The organism is Pseudobutyrivibrio sp. ACV-2 (genome assembly GCF_900107545.1).
GTDB lineage: Bacteria > Bacillota > Clostridia > Lachnospirales > Lachnospiraceae > Pseudobutyrivibrio.
Genome location: NZ_FNQZ01000005.1, coordinates 1 through 20,794, shown reverse-complemented (window position 1 = coordinate 20,794; position 20,794 = coordinate 1). Strand labels below are relative to the sequence as shown.

The 20,794-nt window shown below is 39.8% G+C and carries 19 protein-coding genes; 14 read left to right on the top strand and 5 right to left on the bottom strand.

Going from position 1 to position 20,794, the window contains the following annotated elements:
• Nucleotides 1-6 precede the first annotated feature (6 nt).
• The 7 genes from BLV53_RS06820 (at nucleotide 7) to BLV53_RS06790 (ending at nucleotide 5,420) form a co-directional block, all read left to right on the top strand.
• Entirely contained in the window at nucleotides 7-705 is a 699-nt protein-coding gene (locus BLV53_RS06820) for a hypothetical protein (protein WP_090299005.1), read from the top strand.
• 87 nt (nucleotides 706-792) lie between these two features.
• Nucleotides 793-1,422 (top strand): YesL family protein, encoded by a 630-nt coding sequence (locus BLV53_RS06815; RefSeq protein ID WP_170830777.1) that lies wholly within the window; start codon nucleotides 793-795, stop codon nucleotides 1,420-1,422.
• A 44-nt stretch (nucleotides 1,423-1,466) separates the two neighbouring features.
• Complete coding sequence (locus BLV53_RS06810) at nucleotides 1,467-2,303, top strand: alpha/beta hydrolase (protein WP_090298999.1); 837 nt, start codon at nucleotides 1,467-1,469, stop codon at nucleotides 2,301-2,303.
• A 350-nt stretch (nucleotides 2,304-2,653) separates the two neighbouring features.
• Nucleotides 2,654-3,274, top strand: a complete 621-nt coding sequence (gene dhaL, locus BLV53_RS06805; protein WP_090298996.1) for a dihydroxyacetone kinase subunit DhaL — start codon at nucleotides 2,654-2,656, stop codon at nucleotides 3,272-3,274.
• A 6-nt stretch (nucleotides 3,275-3,280) separates the two neighbouring features.
• Complete coding sequence (gene dhaM / locus BLV53_RS06800) at nucleotides 3,281-3,673, top strand: dihydroxyacetone kinase phosphoryl donor subunit DhaM (protein WP_090298992.1); 393 nt, start codon at nucleotides 3,281-3,283, stop codon at nucleotides 3,671-3,673.
• 45 nt (nucleotides 3,674-3,718) lie between these two features.
• Nucleotides 3,719-4,714: a dihydroxyacetone kinase subunit DhaK gene (dhaK, locus tag BLV53_RS06795; protein ID WP_090298990.1), complete on the top strand. Its 996-nt coding sequence runs from the start codon at nucleotides 3,719-3,721 to the stop codon at nucleotides 4,712-4,714.
• A 205-nt stretch (nucleotides 4,715-4,919) separates the two neighbouring features.
• Nucleotides 4,920-5,420: a DUF2798 domain-containing protein gene (locus tag BLV53_RS06790; RefSeq protein WP_090298987.1), complete on the top strand. Its 501-nt coding sequence runs from the start codon at nucleotides 4,920-4,922 to the stop codon at nucleotides 5,418-5,420.
• A gap of 35 nt (nucleotides 5,421-5,455) precedes the next feature.
• On the opposite strand, the gene BLV53_RS06785 is transcribed toward BLV53_RS06790, so the two are convergent.
• The 5 genes from BLV53_RS06785 to BLV53_RS06765 form a co-directional block, all read right to left on the bottom strand.
• Nucleotides 5,456-7,126, bottom strand: a complete 1,671-nt coding sequence (locus BLV53_RS06785; protein ID WP_090298984.1) for a GGDEF domain-containing protein — start codon at nucleotides 7,124-7,126, stop codon at nucleotides 5,456-5,458.
• A 138-nt stretch (nucleotides 7,127-7,264) separates the two neighbouring features.
• The gene (locus tag BLV53_RS06780; RefSeq protein ID WP_090298981.1) at nucleotides 7,265-8,239 is read right to left on the bottom strand and encodes a glycoside hydrolase family 43 protein; all 975 of its coding nucleotides are present in this window, start codon (nucleotides 8,237-8,239) and stop codon (nucleotides 7,265-7,267) included.
• Nucleotides 8,240-8,320: 81 nt separating this feature from the next.
• A complete protein-coding gene (locus BLV53_RS06775; protein ID WP_090298979.1) occupies nucleotides 8,321-9,148 on the bottom strand; it encodes a carbohydrate ABC transporter permease in 828 nt (275 codons plus the stop codon).
• Between the two features lie 11 nt (nucleotides 9,149-9,159).
• Complete coding sequence (locus tag BLV53_RS06770) at nucleotides 9,160-10,044, bottom strand: carbohydrate ABC transporter permease (RefSeq protein ID WP_090298976.1); 885 nt, start codon at nucleotides 10,042-10,044, stop codon at nucleotides 9,160-9,162.
• Between the two features lie 94 nt (nucleotides 10,045-10,138).
• Nucleotides 10,139-11,437 (bottom strand): ABC transporter substrate-binding protein, encoded by a 1,299-nt coding sequence (locus tag BLV53_RS06765; protein WP_090298973.1) that lies wholly within the window; start codon nucleotides 11,435-11,437, stop codon nucleotides 10,139-10,141.
• 407 nt (nucleotides 11,438-11,844) lie between these two features.
• On the opposite strand from BLV53_RS06765, the gene BLV53_RS06760 reads away from it, so the two are divergent.
• The 7 genes from BLV53_RS06760 (at nucleotide 11,845) to BLV53_RS06730 (ending at nucleotide 20,449) form a co-directional block, all read left to right on the top strand.
• Nucleotides 11,845-12,720: an AraC family transcriptional regulator gene (locus tag BLV53_RS06760; RefSeq protein WP_090298970.1), complete on the top strand. Its 876-nt coding sequence runs from the start codon at nucleotides 11,845-11,847 to the stop codon at nucleotides 12,718-12,720.
• A 247-nt stretch (nucleotides 12,721-12,967) separates the two neighbouring features.
• On the top strand, nucleotides 12,968-14,404 hold the full coding sequence (locus BLV53_RS06755; protein ID WP_090298968.1) for an efflux RND transporter periplasmic adaptor subunit: 1,437 nt from the start codon (nucleotides 12,968-12,970) through the stop codon (nucleotides 14,402-14,404).
• Between the two features lie 9 nt (nucleotides 14,405-14,413).
• Nucleotides 14,414-15,142: an ABC transporter ATP-binding protein gene (locus tag BLV53_RS06750; RefSeq protein WP_090298964.1), complete on the top strand. Its 729-nt coding sequence runs from the start codon at nucleotides 14,414-14,416 to the stop codon at nucleotides 15,140-15,142.
• On the top strand, nucleotides 15,143-16,444 hold the full coding sequence (locus BLV53_RS06745; protein WP_090298961.1) for an ABC transporter permease: 1,302 nt from the start codon (nucleotides 15,143-15,145) through the stop codon (nucleotides 16,442-16,444).
• A gap of 227 nt (nucleotides 16,445-16,671) precedes the next feature.
• A complete protein-coding gene (locus BLV53_RS06740; protein WP_090298958.1) occupies nucleotides 16,672-17,766 on the top strand; it encodes an FIST N-terminal domain-containing protein in 1,095 nt (364 codons plus the stop codon).
• A gap of 51 nt (nucleotides 17,767-17,817) precedes the next feature.
• Nucleotides 17,818-18,777: a methyl-accepting chemotaxis protein gene (locus BLV53_RS06735; RefSeq protein ID WP_090298956.1), complete on the top strand. Its 960-nt coding sequence runs from the start codon at nucleotides 17,818-17,820 to the stop codon at nucleotides 18,775-18,777.
• A 175-nt stretch (nucleotides 18,778-18,952) separates the two neighbouring features.
• Entirely contained in the window at nucleotides 18,953-20,449 is a 1,497-nt protein-coding gene (locus BLV53_RS06730) for an ISLre2 family transposase (RefSeq protein WP_090297761.1), read from the top strand.
• Nucleotides 20,450-20,794 lie beyond the last annotated feature (345 nt).

The following is a 20,794-nucleotide window of genomic DNA, read 5'->3' as shown; positions in this document are numbered from 1 at the left end:
GGTATTATGGCAGATTATATTGACAAAGAACAAGAATCAGTAAATAAAACTTTTGCTGGGGAGAAGGCCAAGCTTTCCACCATGAGTTTCAAGGAAAAGCTGGATTATATTTGGGCATACTACAAGCTTCACATTTTTGTAGTGCTTATGATAATCGGTGTCTTAGGATGGGGTATCCATCATGCCCTGACCTATGTTCAGTACAAATTCTTTGGTATGGTCATCAATTCCAGCCAGTATAGCACTGAAGTGGAAGAGCAGATGCACGATATTTTAGGAATGGAAAAGCATGATGGCTTCAGTCTCACAGCGGATTTATATACAGATGAGGCTTACAATATGGGCGGCTATGGAAATAAGCTTGATATCTACATCATGGCTGGCCAGCTGGATTTCGCATTTACGGATGAAGAGGGCATAAAGCATCTGGTGGATATGGGTGCAGTACGAGACCTGAAGGACACAGTTCCAGACGAATTGCTTTCAAAATGGCAATCAGAGGATTTGCTATACAGCATGGAAGTCACAGATGATGACGGCATCACCGCCACCTACGATGTTGCGGTAGACATCAGTGGCAGTCCAATTCATGAGTATTTCGGATTAGATGACAATACAAAATATTTGCTGATCGCAGGACTCAGTGAATCAGAAGAATACATGAACAATTTTTATAAATTGTTAGAAGATATAGAAAGTAAATAAAGCCTTCCCCTTGAGGGGAAGGTGCCCAGAGGGCGGATGAGGTGTCTGGCGACCCTCACACACTACGCTGAAAGGAGAACCCCAACCTTGAACAAATTTTTTAACAACAGATTATTCGATGGAATTTCAAAAATTACAGACATCATACTAATAGGCTTTTACTTCATAGTGTGCTCACTACCTATATTTACCATTGGAGCCAGCGCCACAGGCCTATACTATGCCACTAACAAATGCATCTATAGAGGCCGCGGCTACACCACAGAATTTTTCCATTCTTTCAAGGAAAACTTCAAGCAGTCCACATTGTCATGGCTTATATTCATGGCTATTTTTGCTATCTTAGGTGGTGATATTTACATCACCAGACACCTAATCAGCCCTGACAGCCCATTTGCTGCAGCATCATTATTTTTCCTAGTGCTGTTTGTATTTACCATTATTTGGGCTATTTATCATTTTGCATATATTGCGCGTTTCAGCAATGGCTTTAAGGAATCATTCAAAGTTTCCGCAGTATTCATGGTAATCAATTTTGGATGGAGCCTTGTTATTTTAGGCGAAATCATCATACTTTTGCTGGTAATGTATCGTTTTCCTGTGTTGATTTTATTCTCACCAGGACTTATTTCATGCGCTATCCAGCCTATTCTTGAAAAGGTATTCCACAAGTACATGAGCGAAGAAGACCTTCAGATGGAAGAGGAATTGAGATAATCTAAGCTTTACTTGGCTAATCAATATAAAAGGGGGATTTTAAAGTGGCTTTTATTACAATGAGTTTGCTTTCAGAATCATTAAAGCGAACAGTACCGGTAAACGTAATTTTACCGGCAGACAAGTTATATTTTCCAGGTGAACCAAAGCGAGAGGATAAGCCTTTTAAGACTTTATACCTGCTTCACGGAATCCTGGGCAACTACACAGACTGGGTAAACGGCACCAGAATTACCAGATGGGCAGAGGAGAACAATCTTGCAGTGGTTATGCCATCTGGTGACAATGCGTTCTATGTGGATCAGCCATGGGCTTGCAACAATTATGGAGAGTTTATTGGTAAGGAATTAGTAGAACTTACCAGAAAGATATTTCCACTGTCTCACGAAAGAGAGGACACATTTATAGGCGGCCTTTCCATGGGAGGTTTCGGAGCTATGAGAAATGGCCTGAAATATTGTGACACATTTGGTTATGTGGTAGCTCTTTCTGGAGCCTATATTATTGATGACTTAACAGAGCGCACCAACGATACACCGATGTTTATGGACCGCAGGGATTATGCTGAAAGCGTATTCGGAGATTTAGAAAAAGCTATAGATAGCGACCTTAATCCAAAATACATAGCAAGTGAAAATATCAAAGCAGGCAAGGAGTGCCCAAAGATTTTTATGGCTTGTGGTGAGGATGATGATTTACTACCACACAATAAAAGCATGTACGAAGATTTAAAGAGCAAGGGACTTGATGTTACCCTTACAATCGACAAAGGAAATCACGAATGGGATTTCTGGGATAAATATTTAAAGATAGCTATCGACGAGTTTCTTCCAACAGAAATTTCTAAAAATGGAATCAACAGCGGTAACATAGGAAAGTAATAATTATCAAATTATTACTTTCCGTACATGGCACTGATTTTGGAACAAAATTAGTGTCTGCCAAAGGCAGATTCAAATGCTGCTTACCTTGGCAGCATTTGAACCCAGGAAAGTAATAATTATCAAATTATTACTTTCCGTACATGGCACTGATTTTGGAACAAAATTAGTGTCTGCCAAAGGCAGATTCAAATGCTGCTTACCTTGGCAGCATTTGAACCCCAGGAAGGCAATAATTATCAAGTGAGAAAATTGCCATAAAAGTTTAATAATTGTCAAAAAACTAACCCTCTTTTGTTAGAGTTTTGTTATAATTAACTTAGCAAAATTTTAACAAAGGGGGAATTTTTATGTCTACAAAGGTGTATGATTGCCTGAAGCAGATAGGCGAGAAAATCATTGAAAATAAAGATTTTCTCACCGATTTAGACAGAGAAATAGGCGATGCTGATCACGGTGTCAACATGGCCAGGGGCTTTCAGGCAGTAATCGAAAAAGTGGACCCAGAGGATGCAGATATTGGAAATGTCCTAAAGAAAACAGGCATGACTCTGCTTTCTACTGTGGGTGGAGCATCTGGTCCGCTGTATGGCACAGCCTACATGGAGGCTGCAAAGGTATTTGCAGGCAAAACAGAAGTAGGTGGGGAAGACTTCAAAGCCGCACTTGAAGCTGCAATAGCAGGCATTCAAAAGCGAGGAAAAGCAGTAAAGGGAGAAAAGACGATGCTTGATGCCTTGATGCCAGCGACAGATGTATTTTCAGAAAAGATAGCAGGTGGTGCCAGCTTAGTAGAGGCTCTTGATGCGGCTTGTACAGCGGCAGCAGAAGGCGTTGAGTTTACAAAAACTATCGCAGCCACAAAAGGACGTGCCAGCTATTTAGGAGACCGTAGTATAGGTCATCAGGACCCAGGCGCCACATCTCTTACCATGACACTAGAAACAATCAGAGATTTTTTAAAGGAGTAAATGTGTATGGTTGGACTTGTTTTGGTATCCCATAGTGGAAAAATAGCTGAGGGCCTAAAAGATTTAACTGCAGAGATAGCTTCAAAGCATAAAGGGATTGTAGCAGCCGGGGGAATGGAGGACGGTTCCATTGGCACAGATGCAATTCGTATTTCCGAAGCAATCCGTCAGGCAAATGACGGAGATGGGGTGGTAGTATTAGCTGATCTTGGAAGTGGGGTAATGAGCTCCGAGACAGCAATAGAGCTTCTTGAAGATGAAGATATAAAGGTAGTCTTAGCGGATGCACCGTTAGTAGAAGGCACCATAGCCGCCGCAGTGAGTGCAATGGTTGGAAATAGCCTGGAAGCAGTCCTAAAATCCGCAGAAGACTGTCGTGGACAGAAGAAGATCTTATAACGTTAGCGTAACAGGCGAGAGAATACCTAAGGAGGAGGTAAATGTATGAAAAAACTGATTAATGAAGTGGACAACGTGGTAGATGAAATGCTAGAGGGTATGGTAGCCGCATATCCACAGTACATCCGTCGTTTGGATGGGCTTGATGTTGTAGTTAGAGCAGGTGGCTCTAAAGGCAAGGTTGCCCTGGTATCAGGCGGTGGTAGTGGTCATGAGCCTGCCCATGGTGGATATGTAGGCAAGGGCATGTTGGATGGAGCAGTTGCCGGTGCAGTATTTACATCTCCAACACCTGATCAGGTTTATGAGGCAATCAAAGCTGCAGATGGCGGCAAGGGCGTTTTGCTTGTAATCAAAAACTACACTGGTGATGTAATGAATTTTGAAATGGCAGCAGATATGGCTCGTGATGAAGGCATCGAGGTAGAGCAGGTTATCACAGCTGATGATGTGGCTGTGGAAAACAGCACCTGGACCACAGGCCGTCGTGGAATAGCTGGTACTATTTTTGTACACAAGATTGCAGGTGCCTGTGCAGAAGCAGGTGGCAGTCTAGCTGATGTTAAGCGTGTGGCTGAAAAGGTTATCGAAAATGTCCGTTCAATGGGTATGGCAGTGGATGCCTGCACAGTTCCGGCTGCAGGAAAGCCAAGCTTTGATTTAGCAGAAGATGAAATCGAAATTGGTATTGGAATCCATGGTGAGCCTGGAGTAAACCGTGAAAAGATAGGTACTGTAAATGAGATAGCAGATAAACTTTTAGACAAGATTTTTGCAGAAGGTATCTACAACTCAGGCGATGAGGTAGCAGTCATGGTAAATGGCATGGGAGGCACACCTCTTATGGAACTTTTTATTGCTAATAAGCATGTAAAGGAGGTTCTTGATAGCAAGGGCATCAAGATAGCAAAAACTCTTGTAGGCAACTATATGACATCCCTGGATATGGAAGGCTTCTCAATCACATTGTTAAAGGTAGATGATGAACTAAAGAAGCTTCTTGAGGCTCCAGCTGACACACCTGCATTTGTGCAGGTTTAAGATGGCTAATTTCTGATGAAATTTGCTATTCTATAAAAAATAAAAAAACACTTACACATACCAAAATAATCTGCTATAATCCTTGACTATCGGGAAAAACATATAGAAGATTTCAGGGTATTATATTGGAAACGCACATCCTGTAGGATGCTAACGAACAACACAGATATCTTCTCCATTTTATTAAGAAAGAGAGGAAATATTTATGTTACCACAGAGCAAACTACAGGATGTATTTTTTACTGCCTTTATGGCATTTGTGATGGTTTATGCAATGATTTGCTATAACATTTCACTTAACGTTGGAGGAATGCACAATTATGTTTTCCTTGCAGCCTTCCATGAGATTATCATTATGTGGCCTATCGCAGTCGTGCTTGAGCTTTTATTTGTAGGAAAGCTTGCACAAAAGCTTGCATTTAGATTTGTTACACCAGGCAAGGATCCTATGATTATGATGATTCTTGGTATATCAGCTATGTCTGTATGCCTTATGTGTCCACTTATGAGTCTTGCAGCTACAATTCTTTTTAAGGATGCAGGAAGTGAAATCATAGCAGTATGGCTTCAGACTACAGCCATGAATTTCCCAATGGCTCTTTGCTGGCAGATATTTTTTGCTGGCCCATTTGTTAGAAATGTATTTGGTCTTATTATGAGAGCTATTTCAAAAAATCCACAAACAAATAAAGCAGAAGCTTGCTAATTACAAGGGCTCTACCAAAAATGGTAGGGCTCTTGTTATTTTCGTCTATCAAAACCACTGGCCTGATAGAAAGTACTTTTGTCTTTATACATAGCCTCGTCAGCTTTTGTCTGAAGTTCATCCACAGTTGAACCAGGGTAGTCACTATATTGGGCGTAGCCCACGCTTGCGGACATACTATTTATATATTGTCCTTTGTATTCTGACAGCCTGGTTTTAAACAGGAGGATGGCCTTTTCCACCTCTGACTTTTGGGCTAGAAGAGAAATTGCAAATTCATCTCCACCTATTCGACAAATATTTGCTTTCTCAAAGCCTTCAAATGTGGACTGAAGTATTTTTGCAGTGGTGGCTATCAGCTCATCCCCAGCCTCGTGACCAAAGTTATCGTTGTAGTATTTCAGTCTGTTGGAATCCACCATTATGATTGTGAAATCCTTTGGCAATCCATTCTTTTTGAGTTCGTCTATGGTCAGGTAAAATTTTCTCCTGTTACCAAGCTTCGTAAGTTCATCATTGAAGGCATAAAATTTTGTGATATCGTACTCCTGTTGTTCTTTGATGGACATGCTAATTCTTTTATAAATCAAAAGTACCTGAGCCAGAACATAAAGATATATATCAAAAACAAGGATGTCTACATATCTGAAAAGCACATTGTTAATATAGAGTACAAGTGAAATCAAAGCTAAAACAATAAATGCCAGATTCACATATGAGACTATCAGATTTTTTCCGGAGTTCTTTCTGTTTATTACATCAACAATTGAGTAGTAGCCTGTTGCTAAAAATACTACTACTATGTAGATTTGGCCTAAATAAATCAAAGTGCCCCATTCTGTGACACCGAATAAAGCCAGACAAACTGCAATGCATGAGATCCCAGAGATAGTATCACCTACCACATAGTCTACCAAGGTATCTCTTTCATACACATAGCGCTGCATTCGGAAAAATAATAGAGGCATAATGTGGTAAGAGAGAATGGTGAGGATAGAATAACCTACTATGTGTCCAAACAGTATAAAAGGAAGCCTGCAGTCATTCAACATCCATTGGGCGGAACCAATTGAAAATATACCGGCATAGAGTAAAGCTCCGAAAATCCTTCTACGATTTTTCCCTGCAGTTGTGATGGCAAAGGTGCAGGCGATTATAATTTCAATGATACCTGTGACAGTAAAAGCTGCAAAAAATAGTATAAGAATGATGTTTTCTTTTGCTACTCTGGTGCCGTAAAGGGCGCGGCTTGTTATAAATGCCTCTGATATAGATGCACCGTAGAGCTCCTTGCGCATCTTCATATCAATAGAAATGTCCTTACCTGAATATTTTTCGTATAAAGGAATCCAAAACTCTTTTTTCCCAGCTACAGTAGAACGGCCTAAAAATACATTTTCAACGGAATGCCCCACTTCTTCACCGTCAATATGGGCTGAAAATGTATCATAGTAGGCCCTGATAATAAGAAACTCGTTGTTCCTTACTTCAGGCAAAGTATTTTTAATAGTAAAAGCCTGCTCACTTTCACCGTAAGGAAACTCAATGGGCTGTCCATCTACAGACCAGTTTTCATTCAAATATCGGAAATCCTCACGGTATTCACTATCAGAATCATTGGAATATTGAAAACCAACACATATACTTATGATAACGATAAATGAATATATTAAAGCTGCTGCTCTTCGAAAGCGTCTAATCTTCATAACTGCTTTCACTCCTAACACTCATACAATGGATACAGATACGTCTACATTCCAACCCGTGTCACGATGATAACATACAATTGTGTATAAAAAATTATGAAAAAAAGTCCCTTGAGTAAATCAAAGGACTTTACGGAATTAGTTATATTCAGGTGTAATGGTTTTAAAGGTGCCATCTTCATTGTATTCAAGCTCACAGTACTTAACATTTCGTCTGTGGTTGATACCTTGAGATATTTCACAATCGTGGTAGAACAGATATGTTTTACCGTGATACTCTACGATAGAGTGGTGTGTGGTCCAGCCAAGTACTGGTTCAAGGATTCGTCCCTGATAGGTGAATGGGCCATATGGATTATCAGCTACCGCATATACGATATAGTGTGTGGTGCCAGTAGAATAAGAGAAGTAATACTTGCCATTGTGCTTATGCATCCATGGATCTTCGAAATATCTGCGATCCTCATCACCAGCTAAAAGCTCATTGCCATTCTCATCTAGAATAACCACATCTACAGGCTCTTTCTCAAATCCACTCATGTCATCCTTCATAAGACCAACCTTTGGCCATACAGCATGCTCATTCTTTTCTGGCTCTGCACCGTTTGGATCAAATGTACCAGTGCGGTATTTTTCAAGCTGACCGCCCCAGAGACCGCCGAAGTAGATATATACTTTTTCATCATCGTCGATGAAAGAGCAAGGGTCGATGCTAAAGCTTCCTGGAATATAATCAGGTCTTGGTGTAAATGGTCCTGCAGGGTTTTTGCCTTCTGCAATGCCTATTCTAAATATTCCATCCTTGTCTCTAGCTGGGAATACCAGGTGGTAGATTCCATTTTTAAATACACAATCAGGTGCCCACATCTGATTGCTTACCCAAGGGACTTGCGTCTGATGAAGTACCATGCCGTAGTCTGTTACTTCATCTGAGCCTTCCTCCATTGAAAATACATGGTAGTCTTCCATTTGGTATTCATCACCATTGTCGTTGTCTTCACCATTGTGAGGGATGTCATGTGAAGGATAGATGTAAATCTTGTCCTCGTAGACATGTGCAGAAGGATCTGCAGTGAAAAGTTCAGTGATTAGGGGTTTGTTTTGTGGTTTCATGTTTTTAAAATCTCCTGTTAATAATAGTAATTTACTCACTATAAGGCTAGCGGGAAAGCGCAGCCATTAATGCTTGTCTCCTTATCCCTTAACAGCTCCAGCTGTTAATCCATCTACAATCTGGTTAGAGAAAGCACAATATACAATGATTGTTGGTACGATTGCGATGATAATAGCTGCAAACATCTGTGAGTAATTTGTATTGTAAGGTCCAACGAATTTTGAAAGAGAAACAGGAAGTGTTTTCTTTAAATCGTCAGATATAAATACCATTGCAAGTAAAAGCTCGTTCCAGTTGCCTACGAAGGTCATAAGTCCTGTAACGAAAAGTCCGGTTTTACCAAGTGGAAGACAAACCTTAAAGAAAATCTGATAGATTGTTGCACCGTCGATGCAGGCACTTTCAATCAGTTCGTTTGGCATGCCTTCGAAGAATCCAACCATGATAAATATGGTGATTGGAAGAGCAAAGGTCAGATATGGAAGAATCAGACCAGTAAGGCTGTTTGAAAGGCCAACCTTGGCAAAACGTGTAAATAAAGGAATCAATACGCAGTGCACAGGAATCATCATGCCTGTAAGGAAATATACCAAAGCAAGATGTGCGCCCTTCCAGCGCATACGAGCGATTCCAAAGGCTGCCATTGAGCCGATAACCATGCTGAGCAAAAGAGTAACTACACATACGATAAATGAGTTAAGTGTTGCGATGCCCAGCTTTCCGGCAGTCCATGCAAATGTGAAATTTTCAAAGGTTGGATTTTGTGGCAGAGCAAATGGAGCAGTAAAAATCTCTTTATTTGTCTTGAATGCCACATTAAATGTCCAAAGTAGTGGTGCCAGGTACAGTATAGCCATGAGCACCAGAAAAATATAAATAATGATTTTGGATATTGATAATTTTTTCATAGTATATACTCCTACATCTCGTACTGCTCAGTTTTTACCACCTTATTTATAAACAGCGTAACGGCCAGACAAAGCACTAAAAGCAGCACGCCAATCGCGCTGGCGTAGCCGTATTTGAAATATTTAAAACCCTGCTGATACAGGTGAGTAGCAAGTACCTCTGTCTTGTGGTTTGGGCCACCTTCTGTCATGTTGAAAATCATGTCGAAGAATTTAAGAGAGCCAATTGCATTAAGTGACATTGCGGTTGCAACCATTGGGCGAATGAGTGGGAGAGTGATGTATCTAAAGCTCTTCACCTTGCTGCAACCATCAATGTAACTTGCCTCATATAAGGATTTGCTAATGCCGGAAATCTGAGCCATGTAAAGCATCATTGATTGACCGACGTATTGCCATAAAGCTACAAATGCGATTACCCACATTGGAAGAATGATAAATCCCTTTGTATCCATAAGCCACAGTGGGCCTTCGATGCCAACTTTCTCAAGGAGCTGATTGATACCAAGTTTTGGACTGAAGATGAACATCCACAATAGACCAAGAGCTGCAGATGAAAGTACACATGGCAGATATATGATATTTTTGAAAAGGTTTCTTCCCTTATCTATGTTTGTAAGAAGGGCTGCTAAAAACAGACCCATAATAAGCTGAGTTACACAGGAATATATAAGAAAGAATACCGAATTTTTCAGTGCTATTTTTAAAGTTTTGTCCCCGATTAATGCCTGATAATTTTTTAATCCAACAAATTTTGGTGGTGTCAGTGCGTTGTAATCACAGAATGAGTAATATACGGACTGGCAAATTGGAATAAATAGAATAAATGTAAACAGAATCAACGCTGGTGCCATAAAAATAATAATGGCTTTTTTATTTCTTAATAATTTATCCATAACTAATCTTCCTTAAATGCTGATTTTTGGTAAAAGAAGTGGGGCGCAGGGAAGTTGCGCCCCATATAATAAAAGGTATTGAAGAAAAAGAATGTTAACGGCAATTAGCCTCATAGAACTCTTCCATGTCGGTAGCAGCTTCTGCTGGTGTCATATCACCAAGGAATACTGAAACCATTGTGTCATCGAAGTGAGAACCTGTCTCTGTTGTTGGCATTGATTCGTTGTAGAAACCAAATGTACCCTTTGCGTTTTCAAATATGTCCATAACGTATGCAAGCTGTGCAGGTGCTGCAGATGCATCGTATTCAACCTTTGTTACAGGAATCTTTCCACCAACCTCAGCTGTGTACTTCTGAGCTGTGTCATCTGTGAAGTACTTCATGAATGCTGCACAAGCTTCAGGATTCTTTGTTGATGAGCTCATGCAAAGTGAATCAGATTTTGCGATAAGTCTCTGAACACCTGGGAACTGGAATACACCACACTTAGACTCGAACTCTGGGTTTTCACCGTTGATCTGTCCGATTGCCCATGAACCCTGGATTAGGATAGCAGCTTCTTCATTGTAGAAGTTTGCTGTAGCAACATCGTTTGTATCACCAGCTGCTGTCTTCTGGAAGTACTTAGAAAGCTCTAAAAGCTTATTAGCTGCTGACTCAAGCTTTCCATCCTCCCAAGAAGCAGAACCATCTGCAAGCTTTGCAAGGTCAACGCCTTCAGCTTCGCAAAGGTAACCAGCAACCATTGAGAGGCACCATGCTGTACCAGCTGAAATAGTGATTGGTGTGTAACCTGCTTTCTGAAGCTTGTCACAAGCTGTGAGCATTTCATCCCAATTTGTAGGAACTTCAACGCCTGCGTCTTCAAACATCTCTGTGTTGTAGAAGCAGCAAGCTGCAGCTGTATTAAGAGGAACGGCGTAAATCTTTCCGTCGTATGTCTGCTGTGTAAATACTGCATCGCTTGTGAATGTATCCTTCCAGCCATCCTGTGCAAGATAATCATCAAGTGGAGCAGCGATGCCAGGTGCTACATAATCTGTAAGCTGTGGACCTGGGCTGACAATAAATACATCTGGTGTTTCCCCAGCAGCTACCAGCGCATTTAGCTTGTCATAGTATTCTTCAAGGTTTGTAGTAACTACATTTACGTGATACTTACCTTCGTAGTCTTTGTTGAATCTTTCAACATTTTCCTTGTAACCAAGAGAGATAAGATCCTGTGTGGCATCAAGGTCATCCCAGAACATCCATGTGATTTCCTGTACACCGTCTGCTGATGCAGCATCCCCCGAAGCTGAATCAGATGAGCTTGATGATGAACCACAGCCTGTAAATACAGTTGCAACCATCATTGCGGCCATTAAGGTCGCGAGAATTTTCTTTTTCATTATTTCTCCTCCTTAATTACTAGGGCAAATGAGCCTCCCTCCATATTTAGTTTTGTCGTACAAATGACTCATTTACCGGCTAGCTTTTTGTTAATTTCAATGTAGCACACAATTTATTCACATTCTTTTAAATTGTTGTTTCTTGATTATCAAAAATTGCTATACTGCGAAATCGAACAAAGGTACTATTGTATAAATAATCCTAAAACGTGATGGAAAAATGGTGCAAAATACACAAATTGTCATATTTAGATGAGAAAATTATGGCAAATACCTGTGTTTTTTATATACAATAAGAGCAACAATTAGTTTGAGGAGTTAATATTAATTATTGCTTTAATAAATGATTCAAAAATAAAGACAAATAATTGGGGAATTATTTTATAGATATTAAGGAGAAGGTCGTTATGATTGAAACACTTGACGGTATTTATGAGACCGTAAATTACAAGCAAAGTACCAGCCTGAAGCTGTATGATAATGTGCAGTATGAGGATTATCCCATGCATTGGCATCCTGCCATCGAGATTGTCATGCCAGTGGAAAATTCCTACAAGCTGGTGTTTTCAAATGGGGAGGTAATTCTTAAGGAAAATGATATTTGTATCATTTGTCCAGGCTGCGTTCATTCTATTATCGCACCACCTACGGGAAGACGTATTATTTTCCAGCCTAACCCAAATACGCTTCGTTTCCTGCGTGAGGTGGAGGTGCTGTTTTCCATTATGTCTCCATATTGTGTTATCACAAAAAGGGATTATCCGGATATCCACGGAACACTCAGGAAAATGCTTGTTGATATCCGTGAGGAATACATGGGGGGATTACCATTTTCAGAGGTGAGCATTTATAGCAAGCTTCTTGATATGCTTGTGTTGATTGGCACACACTATTCTGTTAGTAACGTAAATACGAATTACAATCCTATCATTAAAGAAGAGTATGCTCCTAAATTTATGGAGATATGTGATTACATCAATGCCCACTGCGCCGAGGATCTAAAGCTGGATGATATAGCAGATATGAGCGGCTTCAGCAAATTCTATTTTGAAAGATTATTCAAGCAGTTCACAGGTACCAGCTTTTATAAATATGTAAATCAAAAGCGCATCGCCAAAGCTCAGGATTTACTGGTGGCGCCGGGTGTATCCGTCACAGAGGTTGCTTTAAATTGCGGGTTCACATCCATATCCTCATTTATAAGGATGTTCAAGCTTCAAAAGGGCTGTACACCTACTGAATTCAAAAGCATGTATTGGATAAATGATGCGAAAAAAGCCTAGGGCACTAATTTAGTGTAAAACAGACTAATATCAGTGTGATGTTTAGTCTGTTTTTTTTGTATATTATAATTACTGTATTTAAAAAGATTAAAATTTTATAAAATATAAAGGATACTTATTTACAGAAATGTGAATTATTCATAAACTAGCTAAGTATGGAGTTAAAACACAATTGTATTTTGACTCCTTCAATTGGGTATAAATATGAATGATTAAAAGGGACATTATTAAAATGGAGGATTTTTAGATGAAGGAGTTTTTTAAGAAAATTGGCCGCTTTTTAAAGAAGCATATCAAGCTGATTATCGTGCTTGTGATTGTTGTGGCCATAGCCATTTACGTGCGCTACAGTATGCAAAAGGCTAAGGAAGTTTTGGAGGAACAGGCAAATCAGCCAGTTACAGCTACCATAGATCAGATGGATTTGCAGAAATCTGTTTCTGTTACAGGAACGCTGAATGCTGTTGATTCAGCAAAGGTTACATCTACAATCGGTGGTACCATGACAGGTATTAAAGTTAAAAAAATCAACTTCAAGGAAGGTGATTATGTAGAGGCAGGCGACGTTGTAGTTGAATTTGATGGTGATGACTATGACAGAAAGATCACTGAATTAAATGCAAAATATAGCATTGATGAGTTACAGAGCACCCAGAGCATGGAGGAAGCTCAAAGACAGATAGAAGAGACTCAGAGAAATATTCAGGACATCCAGGACAAAATCGAAAAAGACCAGAAATGGCTTGATGAGAATCTGACTATTTACAACAATTTAAAGGATGCCTTTGACCAGTATGAAAAATACAAGGATTCAGATAGCAGCGTCGTTAGTCGTTGGATGAGTGAATCTGCAGCAGCTGCAGCACTTTCAGACCCAGTGACAATTACAGGCTATGAAACAAGACGTGATGGAATCAAGGCTCAGCAGAATCAGATAGCTACTTATCAAAATACAATTCTTTCTTTGCAGAACAAAATTCAGCTTGCAGAAATGAATCAGAACTATGCAAAAAGCTACACTCAGGTAGACGAAAAAGATAAGGTTTACGAAAGCAAGGACGCTACCCACGTATCAGCACCAATTTCAGGCTACATCATCACAATGAATGTAACAGAGGGCAACAACTATGCTCAGGGTAATACCGTATTTACGATAGCAGATACAAGCGGATTTGTTGTTGAAGCTACAGTCAACGAATATGATATCGCAAATATTGAGGAAGGACTTCCAGCAAAGGTTAAATTTGAGGCAACTGGAGATGAGACTTTTGATGGCGATGTTACATTTGTTTCTTTGGCATCTACTGCAGCAATTGCAAATAATGCAGGTCAGCAGGGACAGGGCGGTTCATCAGTAGCTACATACAATGTAAAGATTAAGCTTAATGAAGTGGACAAGAGAATGCGCGTGGGCATGACAGCGAAGGCCAGCGTAATTCTTGACTCAGTTAAAGATGTTTTATGTGTTCCGTACGACTGTGTTCAGACAGATGATGACGGTAAAAACTTTGTTACAACTATAGACAAAGATGGCAACAAAAAAGATATTAGTGTTACCACGGGACTTGAGAGTGACTATTTAGTTGAGATTAAAGGAAAAAATCTTAAAAAGGGTATGACAGTGGAAGCTATCGTTGAGGATGCTCCAAGTACAGACCTTATGGATTATGTATATATGGAGTAGGAGGTTTATATGGCAGACAATAAAATGCTTGACCTTCGCAATATACATAAAAGCTTTTTCATTGGTACACCTAATGAATTTGAGGTTCTTCACGGACTCAACTTCAGCGTTAATGAAGGTGAGTTTGTTTCCATCGTGGGTCAGTCAGGTTCAGGTAAGTCCACACTGATGAACATCATCGGCGCTTTGGACAGACCTACTGAGGGCGAATATACCTTGGATGGAGTTGATATTGAGAAGGCAAAAGACCATGAGCTATCGGTTCTTAGAAATAAAAAGATAGGATTTGTTTTTCAGACCTACAACCTTATTGCCAGAACCAGTGCTCTTAAAAATGTAGAGCTTCCTATGATGTACGCAGGCATGGGAAGAGCAGAACGTACTGAGCGTGCAAAAATGCTCTTAGAGCAGGTTGAAATGACGGACAGAATGATGCACAAGCCAGATGAGCTTTCCGGTGGACAAAAACAGCGTGTTGCCATCGCGAGAGCCATGGCAAACGACCCTGCAATTATACTTGCTGATGAGCCTACAGGTGCTCTTGATTCGGCTACTGGACGACTTATCATGGATATTTTCCATCGTCTTCATGAGGAGCAGGGAAAGACAATCATTCTAATCACCCATTCTCCAGAACTTTCAATGGAGACAGAGAGGATTATCACTCTAAAGGATGGAAGCATCATCGGCGAGTCAAAGGGAACCTGGAGCGGATTAAATGCAAAGGAGGGTGCGTAAATGTTATTTACAGAAAATATCCTCGTTGCACTTGCGGGACTTAAAGCAAACATCATGCGTTCCCTGCTTACAATGCTTGGAATAATAATCGGTATAGCATCGGTTATCGCCATAATGACAGTTGGTAATTCCATCACTTTGATTGTAAACAGTACCATGCAGGAGCTGGGTGCCAACAACCTTCAGGTAGGTGTTATGGCAAAGTCACAGGATACTGAAACTACAGATTCAGGAATGAACTACGGTAGTGGATATACCCGTGAAATGACTGATGAAGATCTTATCACAAATGATATGATTGCCGCTTTCGCAAATGAGTACAAAGATGATATTAAATATATCCTTTTACAGGAAAATATAGGTGATTATTACAGCAGTGCTGCAAAGGTTACCGAAGGTACTAAGAGTGCCAATGTTAAAATTGTAGGCTACAACAAAGACTACATGCTTTTCAACGATAAGGAAGTGGTGGCAGGTCGTAATTTCCTTGATCAGGATTACAAAAATGCCAACAAGGTTTGTATGGTTTCCGACAAGATGGTTGAGAGATTGTACAAGGGTGATGCCAGCAAGGTGCTAGGCAAGGAAATAGAGATTGTACGTGGCGATACTTACTATACTTACTATGTAGTGGGTGTTTATAAATATGTGAACGATCAGTTCTCATTTGGTGTTTCAGACAATCCAACCACAGAGGTTATGATTCCATATGTCACTGCCAGAAGGGAAAATCATACTCAGAATAAGGGCTATGAATATTTCATGCTTGTTACATCTGTAAACACAGATAACAATCAGTTTGTTACAGTTGCCAGAGATTATTTCAATACACGTTTCTACTCTAGAAATGATTCCTACGAGGTGGCAGCTATCAGCATGACATCCATGATGGATAGAATGAATTCCATGATGAATATGATTGAGCTTGCACTATCTGTAATCGCAGGTATTTCACTGGTGGTTGGTGGTATCGGTGTTATGAACATCATGCTTGTTTCCATCACCGAACGAACCAAGGAAATCGGAACTAGAAAAGCACTTGGTGCCACAAATGGTTCCATCAGACTTCAGTTCATTACAGAGTCTGTGGTTATCTGTGTAATCGGTGGTATTATCGGAATCATCCTTGGAGTTATCCTTGGAACATTCGCTGTTAAATTAATGGGATACGAGGCTGCTGTTTCAGTTTCAAGTATCTTTATAGCAGTTGGCTTCTCAATGGCTATCGGTATCTTCTTTGGATATTACCCAGCCAATAAGGCTGCTAAGCTAAATCCTATCGACGCTTTAAGATATGAATAGCAGACAGGAAAAGCAGACAGGAGGGTCCCTTTAGGGAGTTGCCTGTCTGCCACAACCCAGCCCCATTGCCGGAGGCAATCCTAATGGCTGGGTTTTCCCGCTTACAGACTAAAGGAGCATTTTGCCCCTTTTTTAAACATTCAATGAATTAAATGTGAAAAAATATATATAGACCCCTTTCTGTGCTAGAATCCAAATAGTGGGATAATACACAGAAAGGGGTTTTTATGCAAATTAGTATCGGTACATCTTTTAAAACTGATGCCACAGCTGCAGCAGCTGAGGTAACTGCAAAGGTAGGTAGCCCAAAACTTCTAATTCTACTCACATCCTTTGATTTGTTTGAGAAGATTTCAACAGTCATATCGGAAAAATACCCTGACACACCAATCATTGGAACAGGAACAATTTCTTATTGGGATAAAGATTCCTCAGACAAAAGAACAATTTTAATTGCCTTTGGCAATGATATAGATGTTGAAGTAGGCGTTATTCGCAAGTTATCTACTGCACCAATGTTTGACATTCCTGCAATGGAGGAAAAGGTCTCAAAAATTTCAGCAGGCGACAGTAACACAGTATGTCTGGAATTCTGCACCAACGACGAGGAGAGACTTGTAACCACTTTAAATGTGGCTCTTGAGAGAGCTCGTATTCCAATCGTTGGTGGAACAATCTTTGGCTATCCACAGGGATACACGCCAAAGGTATTGATGAATGGACAGCTATATCCTGACGCATGCTGCTATGCTCTTATCAAGAGTAAATCAGGAAAAATTAGAACATATTCTGAGAATATTTATGGCCCGATGCCAGGTGCAAAAACACATATTGCTACAAAGGTTAATCTGTCAAACAAGGAGCTTATTTCTCTTGATGGCAGACCTGCAGCAGATGTGTATTGCCAGGATACTGATGTAAGTCGAAATCAGATTGCTGATAATGTACTTACAAATCCATTAGGACGTGTAATCGGAGATCAGATATTTGTATGTAGTCCGTATGCTATCGGAAATAACGGTTCCCTTATCAATTACAAGAGAGTTAACGAAAATGATTCCATTCAGGTACTTGAGCTCAAGGATTACGATTCAATCCAGTATGATACAAGACAGAGTATCAAGAGCGGAAGTGGAAAGATTTCATTAGTCTTTTCTGTTAACTGTATATACAGACATTTACTATTCGACAATAAAGGATATCTAAAAGAGTTCATAAGCAATATGTCATCACTTGGCCCTCATATTGGAATAGTAGGTGGTGGCGAGCAGTACAAAAGACAGCACGTAAATCAGACCATGGTTTGTGCAGTATTTGAATAATCATCCAGATTATGGTTTTCAGTTGATGAGGGTTCTTGGAGGAGATATTATATGGGACTTTTTGGAAGAAAAAAAGCTGTAGAAGAGCCAAAGGCTGCAGCTGCTGAACAGGAAAAGAAGATTGATTTAAAATCCAGAATGAAGGCTATTAAGGAAGTTGGCCGTTTCTCTGTACTTCAGAAGGAAAAGCTTGAACAGGAGGAAGCAAATACTATCCGTGGTATTGAAACTATCAGAGATTCATTTTCCGTAGTTGAAGACAAGTATGGCAATATTTCTGATTCTGTAACCGACTTCAAGGAGCAGTTCAGAACAATCGAGGAAATCACAAAGGCCTTTGATGATATTGTAAAAAAGCTTGTTATAACAGCTGATGATTCTCATGACGGAATGGAAAAGGTCGACTCCAGCTCTGGAGCGGTAGCTGATACAATCGCAGAGGTTGAGGAGGTTTTTGCAGCCTTTCAGAAGAGCTTTGATGATATCAGAGAAAAGGTTGAACAGATTGGTGGGTTTGCAAAACAGACAAATCTGCTGGCTTTAAATGCTTCTATTGAGGCAGCCCGCGCAGGTGAGGCAGGAAGAGGCTTTGCCGTTGTTGCTGATGAGGTAACAAATCTTTCTACCGAAATTCAAAGCGTGGTAGCTTCTATTTACGACAGTATGAAGGAGCTGGATGAAAACAACAATCGTCTGGTTGAGTCTGTAGGCCATACAAAAGAAGCCATCGAGACCTCTCATGAGCGTGTTGTTGAAACACAGGAGGTTGTAGGCCAGATTAGAACAGTTGCCGATGAAGTAACAAATCAAAGCGAACAGATGGCAGGCGTATTTGAAAACTGTGAGGCATCTATCAATGATATTTCAAACAATATCGAGGATTCCCGCAGCTATTTCGACACCGTTTCAAATGACATTGAAGATATCAAGGTTAAGATTACCCAGAAGGGCTTTATGTTTGAGGATATGAACAATGTACTGGAACAGATTGGCGCATTGACAGATTTGTAAAAATATATGATTTTGAGGCAGCCCGATAAAAATGGGCTGTCTTTTTTGAGTCAAAATAATAAATAAGAGGCTAGAGTAAAATTTCACTCGGAAAATTGAATAAATAAAAAAGAACATCCTTCTTTGTGATAAAGTTATTTTTGCGAAAAAACAAAACAAGGGAGGATGTTCTTTTATGGAAGAAATTATAAGCTATTTTTACGAGGTTTTCATCCCTAAAATCATTGATGTTAGGATAAATTTTTATAAAGATGAGCATCATTGTGTTGGAGACCTTGCTTTAGCTACGAAAAATGAGACTGATAAACTAGGAAGGAAGGTCCTTGAATGCTTTATTTCAGAGATGGATTTGCTAATAAAGGAACTTCCTGAGAGGAAGCGACAGTGGTATGTTGAGCGTTCTGCAGATAAGAAAAGTTTAACTACAACATTAGGCGAAATTGTTTTTACAAAGACTTTGTATACATCAAAAACAGAATTGACTGACGATGGAAAAGAACTCCAATGTTACTTGTTAGATAAATTCCTAAAGTTAGAGGAAAATCAATCAATGACTGAGGATGTAGTGTCAAAAATCTACGAAGAGGCGGTTGATACATCATATCAAAAAGCAGGTGTTGAATGTGCACCTGAAGGGATTACGAAGCAGACGGTAAAGAATCTTCTTCATAAGACACAGTTTCCAAGAAGCTTTCAGATTCCAGAAACGAAAAAGACAGTCGATTATCTTTACATTGATGCTGACGAAGATCATTATCATTTGCAGTTTCATGAGGCTCGAGGTGACATAGAAGTAAATGAGAATGGCAGAAAGAATAATGGTGCTATGACAAAAATGATTTACGTGTATGAAGGTATAGAGCCAGAAGCACCAAAGAGTGACCGCAATAAACTTATAAATACACACTACTTCTTGAGGGGCTATGACCAGTCTAGTAAAGATATGTGGAAAGAGGTTTTTGAATATATAGATGTAACATATGATGTCGATAAGATAAAGAAGATTTATATTAATTCAGATGGTGGCCAATGGATAAAGACAGGATATAGAGGGTTAGCTGATACCACATTTGTTTTAGATGAATTTCACTTATCTAAGTATGTGTTCAAAATGATAGCTCACACTAAGGACACTCAAGATGATGCAAGAAATGAGATTTATTCATGCATTAGAAATCAAACAAAGGAAGATTTTTTCAAAGTCGTTGAAAAGCTAAAAGGATGCACAACATCAGAAAAGACTCATAAAAAGATTGATGATGCAGCCAAGTACATGACTTCCAACTGGACAGCAGCAAAACTTAGATTAAAGAAAAAAGAAGGAGTTGTAGGAAGTTCAACTGAAGGCCATGTTTATCATGCGTTATCCAGAAGGATGAGCACACAAGCTCTTGGGTGGAGCACAGTTGGTGCAAACCAGATGGCAAGGCTCAGAGAATATAAATTGAATGGCGGAGATATGCTTGAGCTTGCGAAATATCAAAAGGAAGATGTTCCTTTAGCTGCAGGAGCTGAAGAAGTTGTTCTAAGTGCGACTGCTATTTTAGCATCAGAGAGAACAAATAGAACTAAACTTCAAAAAGAGTATGGAAAATATGCACAGACTATGAGTTCAAGTTTATCCATACAAAGTTCAAAACGATTAACATTTTATCTACATGGAAAACTGTAAAAAGGAAACAACACCTTACGGTGTTGCCTTGAATAAAGTGCTACGCACGGACCTAATCTTTCATTTGCTTGATTACAGTGTATCTGCCAAGAAATGGGTGTCAAGGATGCTTTGCACCGAAGGCATAGTCCTTGACACGCATTTCAAGGCAGATAAAATATCAACAAGCAACCGAAGGATTATTTGTTGTACAAGAAAGTTAGGCATTGAGCATTAATCAGCGGCCTGCGGAGCAGGGCTTCCTTTTAAAAGAGAAAAAGAGTAAGATAATCTCAAATCTAATTCTTATCACAAATGCACAGGGATAGTCTTTTCTGTGTTTTCCGAGTACAAATTTACGCTGCC

What these genes read in the sequence shown, in the direction of transcription:
- BLV53_RS06745 (WP_090298961.1), top strand. Translation starts at nt 15,143, where the DNA reads ATGTTATTTACAGAAAATATCCTCGTTGCACTTGCGGGACTTAAAGCA.
- BLV53_RS06750 (WP_090298964.1), top strand. Translation starts at nt 14,414, where the DNA reads ATGGCAGACAATAAAATGCTTGACCTTCGCAATATACATAAAAGCTTT.
- BLV53_RS06780 (WP_090298981.1), bottom strand. Translation starts at nt 8,239, where the DNA reads ATGAAACCACAAAACAAACCCCTAATCACTGAACTTTTCACTGCAGAT.
- BLV53_RS06790 (WP_090298987.1), top strand. Translation starts at nt 4,920, where the DNA reads ATGTTACCACAGAGCAAACTACAGGATGTATTTTTTACTGCCTTTATG.
- BLV53_RS06775 (WP_090298979.1), bottom strand. Translation starts at nt 9,148, where the DNA reads ATGAAAAAATTATCAATATCCAAAATCATTATTTATATTTTTCTGGTG.
- dhaL (WP_090298996.1), top strand. Translation starts at nt 2,654, where the DNA reads ATGTCTACAAAGGTGTATGATTGCCTGAAGCAGATAGGCGAGAAAATC.
- BLV53_RS06735 (WP_090298956.1), top strand. Translation starts at nt 17,818, where the DNA reads ATGGGACTTTTTGGAAGAAAAAAAGCTGTAGAAGAGCCAAAGGCTGCA.
- BLV53_RS06740 (WP_090298958.1), top strand. Translation starts at nt 16,672, where the DNA reads ATGCAAATTAGTATCGGTACATCTTTTAAAACTGATGCCACAGCTGCA.
- BLV53_RS06770 (WP_090298976.1), bottom strand. Translation starts at nt 10,044, where the DNA reads ATGGATAAATTATTAAGAAATAAAAAAGCCATTATTATTTTTATGGCA.
- BLV53_RS06755 (WP_090298968.1), top strand. Translation starts at nt 12,968, where the DNA reads ATGAAGGAGTTTTTTAAGAAAATTGGCCGCTTTTTAAAGAAGCATATC.
- BLV53_RS06730 (WP_090297761.1), top strand. Translation starts at nt 18,953, where the DNA reads ATGGAAGAAATTATAAGCTATTTTTACGAGGTTTTCATCCCTAAAATC.
- dhaM (WP_090298992.1), top strand. Translation starts at nt 3,281, where the DNA reads ATGGTTGGACTTGTTTTGGTATCCCATAGTGGAAAAATAGCTGAGGGC.
- BLV53_RS06785 (WP_090298984.1), bottom strand. Translation starts at nt 7,126, where the DNA reads ATGAAGATTAGACGCTTTCGAAGAGCAGCAGCTTTAATATATTCATTT.
- BLV53_RS06765 (WP_090298973.1), bottom strand. Translation starts at nt 11,437, where the DNA reads ATGAAAAAGAAAATTCTCGCGACCTTAATGGCCGCAATGATGGTTGCA.
- dhaK (WP_090298990.1), top strand. Translation starts at nt 3,719, where the DNA reads ATGAAAAAACTGATTAATGAAGTGGACAACGTGGTAGATGAAATGCTA.
- BLV53_RS06820 (WP_090299005.1), top strand. Translation starts at nt 7, where the DNA reads ATGGCAGATTATATTGACAAAGAACAAGAATCAGTAAATAAAACTTTT.
- BLV53_RS06760 (WP_090298970.1), top strand. Translation starts at nt 11,845, where the DNA reads ATGATTGAAACACTTGACGGTATTTATGAGACCGTAAATTACAAGCAA.